Source organism: Aeromicrobium tamlense, assembly GCF_013408555.1.
GTDB lineage: Bacteria > Actinomycetota > Actinomycetes > Propionibacteriales > Nocardioidaceae > Aeromicrobium > Aeromicrobium tamlense.
Genome location: NZ_JACBZN010000001.1, coordinates 2,860,490 through 2,874,924, shown reverse-complemented (window position 1 = coordinate 2,874,924; position 14,435 = coordinate 2,860,490). Strand labels below are relative to the sequence as shown.

The 14,435-nt window shown below is 64.4% G+C and carries 17 protein-coding genes; 5 read left to right on the top strand and 12 right to left on the bottom strand.

Features of this window, described 5'->3' with window-relative positions:
- The first annotated feature begins 18 nt into the window (after positions 1-18).
- Positions 19-990, top strand: coding sequence for an NAD(P)H-dependent flavin oxidoreductase (locus tag BJ975_RS14100; RefSeq protein ID WP_179427028.1), 972 nt, complete (start codon positions 19-21; stop codon positions 988-990).
- A gap of 232 nt (positions 991-1,222) precedes the next feature.
- Here BJ975_RS14100 and BJ975_RS14095 read toward each other — a convergent pair whose 3' ends face one another.
- Both BJ975_RS14095 and BJ975_RS14090 read right to left on the bottom strand, forming a co-directional pair.
- Positions 1,223-2,512 carry a helix-turn-helix domain-containing protein gene (locus BJ975_RS14095; protein ID WP_179427026.1) on the bottom strand — a complete coding sequence of 430 codons (1,290 nt, stop codon included), beginning with the start codon at positions 2,510-2,512 and terminating at the stop codon, positions 1,223-1,225.
- Between the two features lie 292 nt (positions 2,513-2,804).
- Positions 2,805-3,458: a hypothetical protein gene (locus BJ975_RS14090; protein WP_179427024.1), complete on the bottom strand. Its 654-nt coding sequence runs from the start codon at positions 3,456-3,458 to the stop codon at positions 2,805-2,807.
- A 157-nt stretch (positions 3,459-3,615) separates the two neighbouring features.
- On the opposite strand from BJ975_RS14090, the gene BJ975_RS14085 reads away from it, so the two are divergent.
- Positions 3,616-3,969, top strand: coding sequence for a nuclear transport factor 2 family protein (locus BJ975_RS14085; protein ID WP_179427022.1), 354 nt, complete (start codon positions 3,616-3,618; stop codon positions 3,967-3,969).
- 279 nt (positions 3,970-4,248) lie between these two features.
- The gene (locus BJ975_RS14080; protein ID WP_179427020.1) at positions 4,249-4,845 is read left to right on the top strand and encodes a hypothetical protein; all 597 of its coding nucleotides are present in this window, start codon (positions 4,249-4,251) and stop codon (positions 4,843-4,845) included.
- A gap of 9 nt (positions 4,846-4,854) precedes the next feature.
- On the opposite strand, the gene BJ975_RS14075 is transcribed toward BJ975_RS14080, so the two are convergent.
- Genes BJ975_RS14075 through BJ975_RS14065 form a run of 3 tightly spaced genes read right to left on the bottom strand, consistent with a single transcriptional unit; the run spans position 4,855 to position 7,207 of the window.
- Positions 4,855-5,796 (bottom strand): hypothetical protein, encoded by a 942-nt coding sequence (locus BJ975_RS14075; RefSeq protein WP_179427018.1) that lies wholly within the window; start codon positions 5,794-5,796, stop codon positions 4,855-4,857.
- A 5-nt stretch (positions 5,797-5,801) separates the two neighbouring features.
- Entirely contained in the window at positions 5,802-6,590 is a 789-nt protein-coding gene (locus BJ975_RS14070; protein ID WP_179427016.1) for a hypothetical protein, read from the bottom strand.
- Positions 6,560-7,207: a HipA family kinase gene (locus BJ975_RS14065; RefSeq protein WP_179427014.1), complete on the bottom strand. Its 648-nt coding sequence runs from the start codon at positions 7,205-7,207 to the stop codon at positions 6,560-6,562. The genes BJ975_RS14070 and BJ975_RS14065 overlap by 31 nt, the downstream gene beginning before the upstream one ends.
- Positions 7,208-7,691: 484 nt before the next feature.
- Between BJ975_RS14065 and BJ975_RS14060 the strand changes: the two genes are divergently transcribed.
- Positions 7,692-8,669, top strand: a complete 978-nt coding sequence (locus tag BJ975_RS14060; RefSeq protein ID WP_218845943.1) for a DUF5677 domain-containing protein — start codon at positions 7,692-7,694, stop codon at positions 8,667-8,669.
- Between the two features lie 130 nt (positions 8,670-8,799).
- Here the strand turns inward: BJ975_RS14060 and BJ975_RS14055 are convergent, their stop codons facing one another.
- A complete protein-coding gene (locus tag BJ975_RS14055) occupies positions 8,800-9,297 on the bottom strand; it encodes a hypothetical protein (protein WP_179427010.1) in 498 nt (165 codons plus the stop codon).
- Between the two features lie 190 nt (positions 9,298-9,487).
- Between BJ975_RS14055 and BJ975_RS14050 the strand changes: the two genes are divergently transcribed.
- Positions 9,488-9,700, top strand: a complete 213-nt coding sequence (locus tag BJ975_RS14050) for a hypothetical protein (RefSeq protein ID WP_179427008.1) — start codon at positions 9,488-9,490, stop codon at positions 9,698-9,700.
- Positions 9,701-9,831: 131 nt separating this feature from the next.
- On the opposite strand, the gene BJ975_RS14045 is transcribed toward BJ975_RS14050, so the two are convergent.
- The 6 genes from BJ975_RS14045 to BJ975_RS14020 form a co-directional block, all read right to left on the bottom strand.
- Complete coding sequence (locus BJ975_RS14045; RefSeq protein ID WP_179427006.1) at positions 9,832-10,131, bottom strand: hypothetical protein; 300 nt, start codon at positions 10,129-10,131, stop codon at positions 9,832-9,834.
- A gap of 133 nt (positions 10,132-10,264) precedes the next feature.
- A complete protein-coding gene (locus BJ975_RS14040) occupies positions 10,265-11,491 on the bottom strand; it encodes a Fic family protein (protein ID WP_179427004.1) in 1,227 nt (408 codons plus the stop codon).
- A 62-nt stretch (positions 11,492-11,553) separates the two neighbouring features.
- On the bottom strand, positions 11,554-11,862 hold the full coding sequence (locus BJ975_RS14035) for a HigA family addiction module antitoxin (protein ID WP_179427002.1): 309 nt from the start codon (positions 11,860-11,862) through the stop codon (positions 11,554-11,556).
- A 176-nt stretch (positions 11,863-12,038) separates the two neighbouring features.
- Positions 12,039-12,794 (bottom strand): SDR family NAD(P)-dependent oxidoreductase, encoded by a 756-nt coding sequence (locus BJ975_RS14030; RefSeq protein ID WP_179427000.1) that lies wholly within the window; start codon positions 12,792-12,794, stop codon positions 12,039-12,041.
- A 44-nt stretch (positions 12,795-12,838) separates the two neighbouring features.
- Positions 12,839-14,008 carry an acetyl-CoA acetyltransferase gene (locus BJ975_RS14025; protein WP_179426998.1) on the bottom strand — a complete coding sequence of 390 codons (1,170 nt, stop codon included), beginning with the start codon at positions 14,006-14,008 and terminating at the stop codon, positions 12,839-12,841.
- Positions 14,005-14,388 (bottom strand): Zn-ribbon domain-containing OB-fold protein, encoded by a 384-nt coding sequence (locus BJ975_RS14020; protein ID WP_179426996.1) that lies wholly within the window; start codon positions 14,386-14,388, stop codon positions 14,005-14,007. Before BJ975_RS14020 ends, BJ975_RS14025 begins: the two co-directional genes overlap by 4 nt.
- Between the last annotated feature and the right edge of the window lie 47 nt (positions 14,389-14,435).

The following is a 14,435-nucleotide window of genomic DNA, read 5'->3' as shown; positions in this document are numbered from 1 at the left end:
CCCCTCGAAGGAGCCCTCATGCTGAAGACCCGTTTCACCGAGACGTTCGGTGTCACCCATCCGATCGTCCAGGGCGGGATGCAGTGGGTGGGGCGCGCCGAGCTGGCCGCCGCCGTCTCCGACGCGGGCGCGCTGGGCATCATCACCGCGCTGACGCAGCCGACTCCGGAGGCGCTGGCCGGTGAGATCGCGAAGGCGCGCGAGCTGACCGACAAGCCGTTCGGCGTGAACCTGACGATCCTGCCGTCGATCAACCCGCCGCCGTACGACGAGTACCGCCACGCGATCGCCGAGTCGGGCGTGAAGATCGTGGAGACCGCGGGCGCGAGCCCCGAGCCGCACATGCCGTTCTTCAAGGACCACGGCATCAAGGTGCTTCACAAGTGCACGAGCGTCCGTCACGCGCTGCGAGCCGAGAAGGTGGGCGTCGACGGCGTCTCCATCGACGGCTTCGAGTGCGCCGGCCACCCGGGCGAGGACGACATCCCCGGCCTCGTGCTGATTCCGGCCGCCGCCGACAAGCTCTCGATCCCGATCATCGCCTCGGGCGGCATCGCGGACGAGCGCGGCCTCGTCGCGGCGCTGGCGCTGGGAGCCGACGGCGTGAACATGGGCACCCGCTTCATGAGCACGCAGGAGTCGTGGATCCACCAGAACGTCAAGGACCGCATCGTCGAGGCCACCGAGCGCGAGACCTCGCTGATCTTCCGCCCGCTGCGCAACACCGCGCGCGTCGCCCGCAACGAGATCAGCACCAAGGTCGTCTCGATGCTCGACGAGGGCGCCCAGTTCGAGGACATCCGCGAGCTCGTCGCCGGCGTCCGCGGCCGCGAGGTCTACGAGTCCGGCGACCTCGATGCCGGTGTCTGGTCCGTCGGCATGGTCCAGGGCCTCATCCAGGACGTCCCCTCGGCCCGCGAGCTCGTCGAGCGCATGGTCTCCGGCGCCGAGCAGATCATCAACGGCCGCCTGGCGGGCTTCATCAACTGACGCTAGGAGCCAGCGCGTCTACCCGTCGGAGTTGTAGCGGAATCACTGCGTCGCGGATGCTTCCCAAGTTCAGCGGCGCAGACGTGGAAATGTCGATGCGAGGAAGGACGACTGGCCCCCGCTGTGGCATAACGCGGACAGGGGGGCCGGGTGTCGCTCGGTACGCCCGGTACGTCTTCGAAGAACCACTTCCGTGACCAAGGCTCCGGAAACGCCCGGACTTGGCGCGAGACTAGAGAGTCATTACCTCTTCTGTCTCGCCTCCAGGCTGGACTCTTGACCAGTAGTCATCGAGGGCCAGGAGGACGGACGTCATGAGAAGGACCGAGAGCAAGGAGTTGGCAGACGTGTAATGGTCCGACTCAGCGTAGTGAACCGACACGTGGCGTGAGAGAGCACTCGGCTTCTCGCCGGTGCTTGGGTAGTACGGCGTGTAGAAGCTTGCCACGGGCGCGAGTGCAGCTCGGTAACGCAGAGCGCGTAGACCGATCTCGGCAGCGTCGATGCGAACCTCGTGGCTGATTTTGGAGTAGCTCTTCGCTAGCGCAGTCTGGACTGCGGACTCGGTGACTACCACGGCGAGTGCTTGCGCCGCCTCGTCGTGCCCATCGGATAGTGCCTTAATCGCGGCAAAGGCAAGCGGTTTGGAACCCGAAGTGCGAGGGTGAGTCATCTTGGCCGTCGCCTCCTGGCAGTCACGCGTGACGGCCGAGCGTTCATTGAGGAGGATCTCGACGCGCTCGCGGCGGTCCTTCGCCGCGAAGAGGGCTTCGACTATTGACTGTCGCGGCACCCACACCAAGGGGATCCCGTCCTCATTCAATATCTCGTTCAACACCTCGAAGCTGGGGACCTCGGCGGGCCAGTTCGGTGGCCACCATCGTCGCCTGAGTTCGCGTGCCCAATCGCGCAGTTCGGAGAAGTCTGGACGCGGCAGCAGCTTCTCATAGTCGATCCTTGGAAATATCGAGGTGTAGTCAGGCTTGGAGAACAGCGCCCTGTAGTCGATCTTGGGGAAAAGTGCGGTGGTGTCGATCTTGGGGAAGAGGTCGCTGTAGTCGATCTTGGGGAAGAGTGCGGTGGTGTCGATCTTGGGGAAGAGGTCGCTGTAGTCGGTTTTGGGGAAGAGTGCGGTGGTGTCGATCTTGGGGAAGAGGTCGCTGTAGTCGGTTTTGGGGAAGAGTGCGGTGGTGTCGATCTTGGGGAAGAGGTCGCTGTAGTCGGTTTTGGGGAAGAGTGCGGTGGTGTCGATCTTGGGGAAGAGGTCGCTGTAGTCGGTTTTGGGGAAGAGTGCGGTGGTGTCGATCTTGGGGAAGAGGTCGCTGTAGTCGGTTTTGGGCCAGGGTGCGGTGCCGTACCTCTGGCGGAGGTCTCCGTCCTTCGTGCGCGCCTGTGATTCGCCTAGCGTGCCAGCCCGCCACTTTCTCCTCCAACGGTTGACCGTACCTGCAGTCACCCCAATCTCTTCGGCGATCTGTCGGGCCGACAGCTCTCCAGACTCAACCCGCCTTACGGCGGACAAGCGCAAAGAGTGGCTCACTCGGCCCACGTCTACCGACCCCTAAGACCTGTCGCGTTTTTCGCTGCGTTGCAGCGGCAGGGCTCAGCATAGGCCGTGAATTTCTAGGCTGGGCGGCCGCTCGCAAGAACGGAAGGCTGCATCGCCGGCCGCGGCGATGGCGCGCTGCCTTTTGCGGGGACCGAGGGTGTGCCCCCTGCTGGTGGCGATGCTCGGACTATGTGACAACTCGAGACGGATCGATGAGCCCCACCGAAGGTGTCGAGCCGATAACTGGGCGCCTCCACAGGGCAGTTCACTTCCGCGAGTACTTCACCCACGGGGTGAACGAGTTCTTGTACGGCAGGTGATCGATGCGCGCTGGCGTGTACGTGTGGTAACCGGAGTCGTCGATGTACCCGGACTGGATGCTCCGCACGTTCACCCGGACGTACTTCGGGTGGTAGAGGCAGCCCTTCTTCGGCTTGACGTGGACCACGACGATGCCGTTCTCGAGGTCGTACCGCTCGCGCACGGTCTTGCCGCACGTGCCGGGGAACGGGTAGGTCACCCAGCTCTCGCGGTGCGCCGTGGATCCCTTGAGCGCGCGGAAGCCACCGTCGCCCGGGATCCCGACCTCGTCGGCGAACTCGGCACCCGCCGACTTGTGGTTCGTGTCGAGCAGCAGGCGGAACTCGCCGACGGGAGTGGACTCCGCGTTCCAGTCGACCGGCTTCATCCGCACGGTGACCCGCACGCCCTTGGCGTTGTTGACGACCTTGACCTTGTAGAGGTCGAAGGCGCTCGACCCGCCGCCTGCGGGGTCCGGCGTGGTGGCCTCACGCGCCTGAGCGCTCGACGCAGCACTGAGCAGGCCGACGACCAACGCGAGGGACAGAAGTACGCCGCGCCGGCGCCGACGGTTCGTCCCCGACGCGGGTTCGGTGTTCGAGGTGTGGTGACTGGGCATGACGTTCTCCATCCGTGGCGAGCCGCTGGTGTCGCCAGTGAAGAGACGCCTACCCGCGATTCCGTACTCCGATTCGCAGAGGACGTCTAGTGCGAGTGACGATGCGTTGGCAGAGTGCCCACCACCGGACTTGCTCACCGTCGCGAAGGAGAAGCGCATGACCAACCCCAGGCTGGAGGTCCTCGACCGCTACATGCAGGGTTTCCGTCGCAGCGACCACGAGCTGGTGCTGAGCTGCCTGACGGACGACGTCGTGTGGCACGTGCACGGCGTCCGAACGACGCGTGGCAAGGCGGAGTTCGACACCGAGATCGAGAACCCAGACTTCGAGGGCAGTCCGGAGTTGACCGTCGACCGCGCCTTCGAAGCCGGCGACGTCTTCATCCTCACGGGCACGGGCGTCGGCCATCACAAGCAGGCTGGCCGCTTCGCGTTCGTCTACAGCGACCTGTTCACGTTCCGCGGCGACCTCATCGCGGAGGTCGAGTCCTACGTCGTCCCAGTCGGCTGAGGGTTTCCCCGGTCGCATGGCAACCGGGATTCCGGAAACGCTGAGTCTTACCGCCCAATTAGACGCAGGTGAAGAAAGCGTTCGACAGAACTTTCGACGGACAATGCAGTTGGCCGGCGCTATCGTTCGAGCGTGCTCCAGGCCGATTCGCCACCGCCATCAACTGCTGCTCCGACGGCGACAGCGTCCCCCACGCCGTCAGACCGTGCAGGGGGTGGGATCGACGCATGGTCTTGGTCGGGCGTCGAGAATTGGTCGGAGTCGGCTTGGAATTGGACGGTGAGTGCCGCTGAAGCCATTTCCGCTCTGACGCTCGCCGCCGCCGGTCTGGTTGCCGCGGCCTACACGCTCGGGCAGATCCGTCGGGACCGGCACGCCGACCGCGGTAGTTGGTTGCACATTGCTCCGAATCCCGGCGTACTGAACAAGGTGGGCGCTACCAAGCTCGGGTTCCGCCCTTTCGGCGATGACACTTGGCTGGAGCCTCAACTGTATTCGTGGGGCGACGATGCGAAGATCCACCTCGTAGGTTGCTCGTGCCCTGAGACGGAGTTGGAGTGCGCTAATTGGGACCATCGACGATGGGGCGCCTTGCCAGCGGCCCTGACCTCGCTCGAATCGATCGAGATAGAAGTTCGGTACGCCATCGACCTGGCCACTCCGCTCGAGCCCGTTTGGGTAGCAATTGTCTGGAACCGCCGTTCACGTCTTCTCGGCCGCTTACGGCTGGAGGGCCGGGCTATCTCGGTTCGCACCCGCGACCACCGACAGTCGCGCCTCCGATACCGCTTCCCTTGGTTCACAAAACCCACCTGGAAGCGCGTCAAGACCAAGAAGATTGCGTCGCTGCCCGACCCGAAGGAATCTGCCGGCTGATCTGACTTTTCAATCAAGCTTTCTAAGGAGGCTCGCGAGTTCCACGAAGTAGGGTCGGCTCGCTGCGAACTCGGCGATGCATCCAAGTTCCGTGAAGTAGGTCTCTAGGAGGGCGTCAGGCTCATCCTTGGTGTGCAGTGCGTAATTGCGTGCAGCACGCAGGCTGTGGGCCCTGCTTGTCAGTTGGTCCACTGTTGCTCGATGTGCGCGCTTACCGCTGCGAAGTTCATCGGAGACCAGCCGGATCACGTCCGCTGCGGAGTCATTCTCTAGCGCCTTCCTCAGCTGGCCCGTGTCGCGAGCCAAGGCGCGACCCAAACTGAACCAAGCCGCCTCGGACGCCACGCTGAGCAACGAGACCGCGGAGATCCAGAGGCGACGGCGTAAGGCCTCGTGAGCTTCGAGGAGGGTACGTAGCGCCCTGTCTCCCAGCAGTTCGCCGAGGCCTGCAACGTAGTCCTGAGCGTTGAGGAGATCCAGCCGCGGCTGCTCAGTGCGGGCGTAGGGCAGACCGACGCGACGATCGTTGGGGATCACTGGGATCGTGACGTCGACGGTCACGCTCGAATTGAAACTTGGACCCTCCAACGAGATCGAGATCTGCTCCGACGTGCCATACAGATTTCCACTGACCTCTTGTAGGCGCCCTTCCTGCAGGAGTTCCGTCGCGGCGACGCGGAATGCAAGGGCACCTCGCTGGCGTACAAGAGCGGGCTCTCCGCGGTCGACGTGCTCCGCGGTCAGCAGAGCGCCGCGTTCGGCGACCACCAAACCCGGAGTGGCATCGCCGTCTAGGTCATGGTCCAAGAGCCAAGCCTTGAGAAAGTCCGCTTGGATGATCGGGCCGCCGACTGCGAGCTTGAGGAGAAGCGTTCGGGCCATCACCAGGTCCGTTGGGTTGGGCAGGACCGCGCGCTTGATCGCGGCCTTGTAGTCATCTGATGTATCCACGCGCTTCAGTTCTGTGAGCTGCGGTGGAACATCGCGGCGACTTCTTCGATCGCCCGCTCCTCATCGTCAACATCTACGGCGTGTGCGACCGCATCAATCGGCGCGAGGATGCGATCCGCGACGTCGTCAGAAAGTCCAACGACGCCGTCGAGAAAGCAAACGAACTTCGGGAGTCCGCCCCCGGCGGACATGGCCTTCTCGGTGCCCTTCGCTCGACCGTAGAAGGCCTCGGCCTGCGTTCGCGCGAGTGCGCCGCCCAACCTCAAACCTTCCATCAACCACAGCGATCCGTTTCGGTAGGCGAAGTCCCACGAGACCTCGCTCCGATGGTCGTCGCCGTAGTCAACCTCGACGGCATAGTCCTCCTCAGAGGTGACGTCGGCTGCCGTAAGGATTCTCTTGACCCGGTTCTTCAGCCCCTCAGATGACTCTTCATCTCGTGTCTCCACCATCTCGCCGAACAGCCGGTCGAGCTCGACGTTCCAATCTCGGTCTTCGTAGATCTCACCCCCACGTAGAGCTCGGAAGTTGCGAACCTTGCTCGTCTCGAGGACTCGATCCCACGTTCCGCCGTCGATGTTCCGGTGAAAGTACCCGACCCACTCTTCGTAGGCATTCTTGGGGAGGCGGAAGCGGCGCAGTCGCCGACCATCAACACCGTCGGGGCCGTGTGCGACAAACCGCGTCAACCACCCTTGAGGGGTTTCAAGCACCACGCCTACATTGCGTGGCTCACGGCGGGCGAGGTCAGCGGTGAACTGGATTAGGAACCAACTCGCGGTTCGGTCAGCCATGGCAAGTTATCCTCCCCGATTGACGCCTTCAGTAGATACTCGATGTTCCTCGAACGCACCGACAGGAAGTCGATGATCGCATCACGCTGCGCGGCTGTCGCGATCAGCCTTCGCGCAGACGCTTCTTGGACGGCCGCCGCGATCATGCGTGGATCCAGATTCCTTACGCGCGAGGCCCAACCCCGCAGTTGATTCGCGTCCAGACGTTCCGGTGCGATCAGCGTCCAAGGACTCGAAGTGTGGCTGACCGCCTCCAGGTGTTCTGGATGCAAGGTGAGGGTGCCTCCCAGCGCCCGCTCGTGGTCGATTGCCCAAAGCCCGATGGTTGGGTGGTACAGCACGTTCTCTTCCGTGCGGTCCTCGTTGGAAACCCACACGTCGAAGACGCAGATGCCAGCCAAATCTCCGGGTGCGGCATGAGCGGCGCGCTCGATATCGGCATCGGGCGGGATGACTCCGCCGTCTAGTGCGATCTCCGCGGAAACCCATGCTCGGACGTTATCGAGCATGCCGGCGTCGCCCATCGGTACCGGCAACCCGAGGCCTATTGCCAAGCGAGCACAGATGAACTCGTTAACTATCGTGCAGGCGCTGTCGGGGTCGCGCTTCACCAGCACCCGTGCAGTCCCGTACCGAACGTCATGCACTCCTGTCGCGGCTGCGGCGTGGACCTCCCGAATAGCAACGCCGGGGATCCGCCTCGAACGACCGCCGCTGGTAGTCATGCAGCCAGCACCAATTTGAAGGTGGTCATGGCCGGACGCTACTAGTGCAGCAGATCTAACGGGGCAACTTCATGCCGATGGTCTCGAGGTGGTGGGAGCGTTGCCGTCGTACGGCGCAACCGACGCCTCCGCCCCGGCTCGTTCTCAGCTGGAGCCCAGCGTCTGGGCCGCGGGAGGGCACACCCTGGAGCCCAAGTTGTGAGCGCGACAGAAAGATGTGAAGGGGGATGCCACTGGTAGGGTCCCTGGCAGGCCTGCGGCATATAGCCGCTAAGGGAGCGAGTCGACCGCCCATCAGCCATCGTGGCTCCTAGCTCGCCACCCCGCGCTACCGACTCACCGTCTTCTCGACCGTGCCGGTCAGATGGAGCAAGGTGTGGCAGCCTATCGCCGTGCTACAGACGTGCGGCTTGGAACTCATATGAAAATCGACGAAGCATGGTTCGCATCGCGCACCGCTCGACATCCCGACCTCTGGGATGCAAGGCGCCTGTCTAGGGACGTAAGCAATCTCTTCCTCGCTTGCGACAGGCTTGAGAAGCTAGTGGTCCAAGCTGTCAGCCGACCTGACACAGACTTCTATGCGCGGAGCAGCGTTACCGAGCAGGTGACCATCGCTCGGCTCCTTAACACGTTCGACGGCCTCCTCCGACTCGGTGCTCTGGGCTATGGCGCCCCGGCCGTGATCCTTGGCCGGACTCTGATCGAGGACACGGTCGCTCTGTGGTGGTTCGCGTCTCGTGATACGGACGAGATACTCACGCGCCTCAGCGACCACGAGATGAGCGTCGCACTCAAGATGCAGGGTCAGACGTCCCCACCTGCGAGGTATCTGGAGACAACAAGCGACCTGTCGCGGATCTCGTCTGAAGAGGAGGCCAACCTTGTGAGTGACTTCGCAGTCGACACGAATCTTGGACACCGTCATTGGACCGGTAAGTCCGTCAAGGATCTTGCTAAGACCGCGCGAACTCGCATGCGAGCGAGCGATCAGGAGGCGCTGGACGTACTGATTGGGAAACCCTTGCTTTTGGCAAACCTCCTGACCCACAACAGCCCGACGTCCCTCACGGCGCGCATGCAGAGCCACCCAAGAGACCAAGGATTCGGGGTGGCGAGCCGGGCGCAATCAGTCGCCCTGGTGCACGATGCTCTCGCGATCGGTTATGAGTGCATGGCCCTGATCGCCGTCTTTGCCATCCCCGAATCGGGTCGCGCCGAGCTGGACGATCTCACGGCGGAGGACAGGAGTCGGTTTGTCGTCCTGCCGCCCGAAACTACGGCCGGCCGCAACGAGCCATGTCCGTGCGGCAGCGGACGAAAGTACAAGAAGTGTCATGGACGCGCGGCCTGACGCGAACGGCGCCGCTCCGGAGCTGATTTGCTCGACAGCTCGGCCGCTGCGGCTAGCTCCTATATGTGCGTCAATCCGCCGCCTACCGGCCGCACCTCTCCCTCGCCGAGGCTCTTGGCCAGCGCCGCATCTACTGTCCGTTCAGGGTCTGGCGCGCCAGGGACACGTGGGGCTGGAAGGTATTCCACATGACCTCGTTTGTGGATGCGGCTAAGTGCGCTGACCACGCATCGGCAACGTCGATGACGTCGGCAGCAATGTTCGGATAGTTCAAGACTGGCGCGTTGAGGCTGGCTCGCTCCCATGTGAGGTGAGCAAGGTACTTGTGCAGGAGTCGGGCATTGGCGTTCAGCCGCGCGACAGCGTCCAATGGCTCCGGGTTCCATTCCGGTGCGAAATCCGTTCGTCGGATATCAGATCCCCAGCCGGATTCGAGAAGGAATTTAATCAAAACTCGTGCATGCAGATACACGGAATCGATATAGGCATTCTGCGCCATTGGGTCATCAACGGATACTTCTGCTCGGCGTAGCAGCGCGAAACTATGAGCCATCATTCGAAGCTCGAATCCGACTATCCCAAGGGCCCGCACTCGTTCGCCTTCGCTGTGCGCCGCTTGTGTTGCCATCTGGCAAGTCTGCACTGACCAGGCCCGGCGGTCCCCCGGATTGACAGTTGAAGCACGCGCTTCTGTTCGCCGGTTGAGACAAGTAGTGCTCTCGGCGGCCGGGCCTTCGTCCGAGTGTTCAACGATCGCGTCGTCTAGCGCGATAGCGAGCGCATTGTCGAGCTGACGCTGCTAAGGCAACATGTTCGACATGCCTAAGCTGCCCCAGCCCATCATCGAAGTCGCCTGGCGACACACGGGAGAGAAGGGGAAGATCCACTACCGGGCCAAACGCGCCGACGGATCGAATCGACACCTGATCGCCCGTGAAGGGGAGGCGCTATATGTCCTGCTGGATACCCCCCTGGAAGCAATTGGGTATACGGGACCGAAGTCGGCTATGGAAGCTTCCAAAGAACATTGACCCGATGGCGTCGTGCGGTCGTACGCACGAGGGGCTGAGCAGCAGAAGTGACGACTGGAGCCGTGTCATAACGCCGCGAGCCGGACGTACGGATCTGCCGAGGAGCGGTCGCGGGTGCAGGACTTACGAAGTCACAGCCACTTGACGTCTCTAATCGCGACTCTGAGTTGGGTGAGCCCTTCGGTTGTCTCGACGGGGTGGGCAAGCGTGACCTCGACGTGTTCACCCACAACGGTGCCCGCGTCTGCCTTGATCCACAGGTCCGCCGGGAACGCCGATGCCGACGTGATATCGCGACGCGTGAGGACCGGGACCTTCTCGATGATGCGATGTTCCTGCCCGTCCGAGTCAAAGATGCCGACCTCGATCACTGCGGTCTGGTCGTCTGTGACCCAGCGGATTGCCGTGGCGCGAACGATCGCATCTGCCATGCGGCCGAGCGTAAGCCACCGCGGCTGGCGCTGGTGCCGTCGCGTACGTCTGCCGCGATCCGACCTTTTGGAGGTGCCCCACTTCGCCGCGAAGGTGTCGTCCAGTCGACTGCTGCCGACCGGCTGACCTGAGCTACGCAGATCTGGGGTTCCGACGTGCGCGGTCGCCGAACCGGTCGAGAGCCGCGAGGACCTCGGTTGCCTGCCAAACGACATTCCTCGTCGCGCCTTCGCCGTGGACGTTCTTGGGCTTAGACAGCGCTCCGGCCTCCTGCAGTTGACGCAACGCGTTGTCGGCTGCCGGTTGCGTGACTTGCATCGTCGTCTGAATGAGCTTGGAAGTCACCGAAGGCTGGCGGAGCAGATAGGGCAGGACCCGCCAGGCGACCGCGTCCTTGCGGGCCTGAAGATTGTCTCTCCAGCGGTCGTGCAGAGCCTTCAGGTCGGCTGCGAGTTCCTGGCCGTTGCTGACTGCGGCGAAAGCGGCGCGGCTGAACTCCGCGACGATCGGATTGGGGTCACCGTTGCGATAGGCGGTGAGTGCGGCGTAGTACGCGTCAGTATCGGCCAACAACCCGGCAGAGACCGGCACGGTGGTGCGAGTCGTCGCGCCACCGTTGCGAAGCATCACATGGACGAGCGCCCGCCCGACGCGCCCGTTGCCGTCGTTGAACGGGTGGATGGTCTCGAACTGAGCATGCGCGATGGCGGCGTGCGCCAAGAGCGGAAGAGTGGTCCGCTCGGAGAACGCGCAGAGGTCTTGGATCGAATCTTGAATCCGCGAGTGTCGCGGAGGAACGAACTCGGCTTCATGCGGCGAGTAGTCGGTGCCACCGATCCAGACCTGCTGCTCGCGAAACCGTCCCGGATCAGCTTGGTCCTGGTCGTGCATGAGCGCTTCGTGGATGGAAAGTACGAGTTCCGGTGTCAGGGCACCCGTGAATTCGAGTGCACGGTTCATTGCCTCAACATTCGCCTGGACAAGCTTGGCGTTCGAGCCAAACTTAGCCAGGCCCACGTCGGCCAACGACAACGCCTTGGCGCCAACCGTGATGTTCTCGATCTGCGAGGACGAAGCGGACTCCGTTCGCAGGAGAACCGCCGAGAGCGGTGCGAACTCGCCGTCAAATAGCGCGGAGAGATCTGCGTCGAATCGTGTGATCGCTGCTCTGGCGTCCTCTGATCGGGCAGCGACTCCGGCGTCGAGGTCGAACTCGAGATCCGCGATGGGGGGTGGAACTGCAGCGCGGTAGGGCCGGCCAACGACTGCTGCTCGTCGACGGTCGGTCGGCTCGACGGGCACTGACGGCTGCCACGCAAGTTGCTCCCACCCCAAGGTGAGTGCGTCCAGCGGAGCCATGGCGATCCTTGTCTGAGATACGTGTTGCATAAGGATATTGCCATATCCTTATGCAAGAGGACCTATCCGCTGACTTCCTGCGAGGTGTGCAGCGGCTCGCTCGCATTGAGGGCGTCGCCCGAGCCGTCCTTCGCGCTTTCCAATTCAAACCGCGTCTGGAGGTTGAGCCAGAACCGGTCGTTCGTGCCGAAGAAGCGTGCCAGTCGCTGGGCTGTGGCTGTGGTGATGTGGCGCTTGCCGCGGACAATCTCGTCTATGCGGCGCGGTGGGACGCCGATCGAGACTGCCAAGAGGTGCCGCGACATCTCCATCGGCTGGAGGAACTCCTCCAGAAGGACTTCACCCGGGTGGATCGGTGCCAGCGTTGTCATGGTCGCCCCTCGTCGTGAGAGTCGACGATAACGAGTCGCGCTTTGCCGTGGCTAGCGGCGTAGCGAGTCCTTGTGGTCTCGATACACCGGCTCGCTTCGCTCGCCGGCACTCGACCGCCGGTGGCGGATGCACGGAGGGCCCGAGCTGACGCGCAGGCCCTCCGATACGTACAACTTCAGCGGACGGGGACGCGGCCGCCGTCGACGGAGAAGGTTTGGCCGGTCATGTAGTTGCAGTCCGGGGAGGCCAGGAAGACGTAGACGCCGGCGATCTCCTCGGGCTCGGCCCAGCGGCCCATGGGGATGGACTCGAGGTACTTGTCCTTGAAGCGCTCGTCGGTGCGGATGGTCTCGGTCATCGGCGTGGACGCGGCGGGGGCGATCGCGTTCACGATGATGTTCGCCGGGGCGAGCTCCTTCGAGGCCGAGCGGGCCATGCCCAGGAGGGCGGCCTTGGCGGTGGCGTAGTTGATCTGGCCGATCGTGCCGTTGATGCCGGCGGCCGAGCTGGTGAGGATGATGTGGCCCTGCTTCAGCTCGCGCATGCCCGGCACCACGGCCTGCAGCCAGTAGAACGAGCCGTTGACGTGCGTCTGCTGCACGATGTCCCACTGCTCGTCGGTCATCTTCCACAGCATCGCCGGGCGGGTGACGCCGGCGTTGCTCACCAGGATCGTGATGGTGCCGAGCCTCTCGGCGATCTCGGCCGCGGCCGCGTTGACCGACTCGCGGCTTGCCACGTCGTTGGCCACGCCGATCGCGGTGCCGCCGTTCGCGTTGATCGCGTCGGCGACCTCCTGCGCGCGGGCGCCGTCAATGTCCGTGACGGCGACCTTCGCGCCCTCGGCGGCGTAGCGCTCGGCGATCGCGCGGCCGATGCCCTGGCCCGCGCCGGTGATGACCGCGACACGGTCCTGCAGAACTCCAGTCATGAATGTGCTCCTACGTCGTGTGAAAAGTGCAGAGTGGGAAGAGGTCAGAGGGTGGTGGCGTCGCCCAGCAGGGCCGTCACCTGGCTCGACAGCACGCCGCCGTTGCCGTGGACAAGGCCGACGTGCGCGTCGGCCACCTGGCGGTCGCCCGCCTCGCCGCGCAGCTGCCGGACCGCCTCGATGATGAGGAAGATCCCGTACATGCCCGGGTGCGTGTAGGAGAGTCCGCCGCCGTTCGTGTTCACCGGCAGCCGGCCGCCGGGCGCGATCGCGCCGCCCGACACGAACTCGCCGCCCTCGCCCTTGGCGCAGAAGCCCAGGTCCTCGAGGAACAGCAGCGTGTTGATCGTGAACGCGTCGTAGACCTCGACGACGTCGACATCCGCCGGTGTCAGCCCGGCCAGCTCGAACGCGCGAGCGCCCGACTCCTTGGCCGCCGTGGTCGTCAGGTCGGGCGTCGTCGAGATGTTCATGTGGCGCGACGCCTCGGCCACCGACAGCACCGGCACGAGCGGCTTGCCGAGGTCGCGTGCCCGCTCGGTGGAGGTCACGATCACGGCGCCCGCGCCATCGGTGACGAGGCAGCAGTCGCGCACCGACAGGGGAGTGGAGACCATGCGGGCGCTGAGCACCTCGTCGAGGGTGAGCTCGTCGCGCATGAACGCGGCCGGGTTCAGCTGCGCCCACTTGCGGGCGGCCACGGCGATCTCGGCGAGGTGCTCGCGCGTCGTGCCGTACTCGTGGAAGTGGCGCGCGGCCGCCAGCGCGTAGCCCGACACGGGCATCCGCGGGCCGAACGGGTTCTCGTAGGAGGGCACGAGGTTCGCGCCGGACGTCGCGAGCCCACCCGAGTGCGAGCGCTGGTTGCTGCCGTAGGCGATGAGCGCGACCTCGGCCATGCCCGAGTTGATCGCGGCGGTCGCGTGGCGCAGGTGCGCGATGAACGAGCTGCCGCCCGTGGCGGTGGTGTCGACGTACCGCGGCGTGAGGCCGAGGTACTCGCTCAGCGTCGTCGCGGGAAACGTGAAGAAGGCGGAGTGGCAGAAGACGGCGTCGACGTCCGAGGGCTTGAGGCCGGCGTCGGCGAGGGCGGCCAGCGAGGCCTCGCCGGCGATCTGCAGGGCCGAGACGCCCGGGCCGACCTCGCCCAGACCGGCCTCGGCCACACCGACGATGGACGTGCTGCCGCGCAGCTCCTTCTCGGTGGTGCTCATGCGGTGGCCTCCAGGCGGACGAAGGGGAGCAGCTCGCCGTCGGCGACCAGCGGGCGGATCTCGGTCTCGACGCGGTCGCCGATCCGGGCGGCCAGCGCGTCGTCACCGTCGAGGCGCGACATCATGCGGAATCCCTCGTCCAGGTCGACCACGACCACCGTGTACGGATCCACGCCGCGCGGGGAAATGGTGGTCGCGGAGTAGATGGTGCCGCGACCCTCGCTGTCGCCCCAGGCCAGCTCGGTCGATCCGCACGAGGGGCACACGGGCCGTGGCGGGAACACCGCGTGCGACTCCGAACACCGCTGGAACGCCAGCGCTCCGGCCTCGAGCCGCGACCGGAAGGTCGCGTCCAGGGATCGTGATTCCTCGATGGTCATCGGGCCTCCCGCCTTGATCTCTCGGACGTTCCGAGGGTAGCATTCAC

Coding starts and splice junctions, on each gene's coding strand:
- BJ975_RS14100 (WP_179427028.1), top strand. CDS start 19: ATGCTGAAGACCCGTTTCACCGAGACGTTCGGTGTCACCCATCCGATC.
- BJ975_RS14090 (WP_179427024.1), bottom strand. CDS start 3,458: ATGCCCAGTCACCACACCTCGAACACCGAACCCGCGTCGGGGACGAAC.
- BJ975_RS14085 (WP_179427022.1), top strand. CDS start 3,616: ATGACCAACCCCAGGCTGGAGGTCCTCGACCGCTACATGCAGGGTTTC.
- BJ975_RS14070 (WP_179427016.1), bottom strand. CDS start 6,590: ATGGCTGACCGAACCGCGAGTTGGTTCCTAATCCAGTTCACCGCTGAC.
- BJ975_RS14055 (WP_179427010.1), bottom strand. CDS start 9,297: ATGGCAACACAAGCGGCGCACAGCGAAGGCGAACGAGTGCGGGCCCTT.
- BJ975_RS14050 (WP_179427008.1), top strand. CDS start 9,488: ATGCCTAAGCTGCCCCAGCCCATCATCGAAGTCGCCTGGCGACACACG.
- BJ975_RS14045 (WP_179427006.1), bottom strand. CDS start 10,131: ATGGCAGATGCGATCGTTCGCGCCACGGCAATCCGCTGGGTCACAGAC.
- BJ975_RS14040 (WP_179427004.1), bottom strand. CDS start 11,491: ATGGCTCCGCTGGACGCACTCACCTTGGGGTGGGAGCAACTTGCGTGG.
- BJ975_RS14035 (WP_179427002.1), bottom strand. CDS start 11,862: ATGACAACGCTGGCACCGATCCACCCGGGTGAAGTCCTTCTGGAGGAG.
- BJ975_RS14030 (WP_179427000.1), bottom strand. CDS start 12,794: ATGACTGGAGTTCTGCAGGACCGTGTCGCGGTCATCACCGGCGCGGGC.
- BJ975_RS14025 (WP_179426998.1), bottom strand. CDS start 14,008: ATGAGCACCACCGAGAAGGAGCTGCGCGGCAGCACGTCCATCGTCGGT.
- BJ975_RS14020 (WP_179426996.1), bottom strand. CDS start 14,388: ATGACCATCGAGGAATCACGATCCCTGGACGCGACCTTCCGGTCGCGG.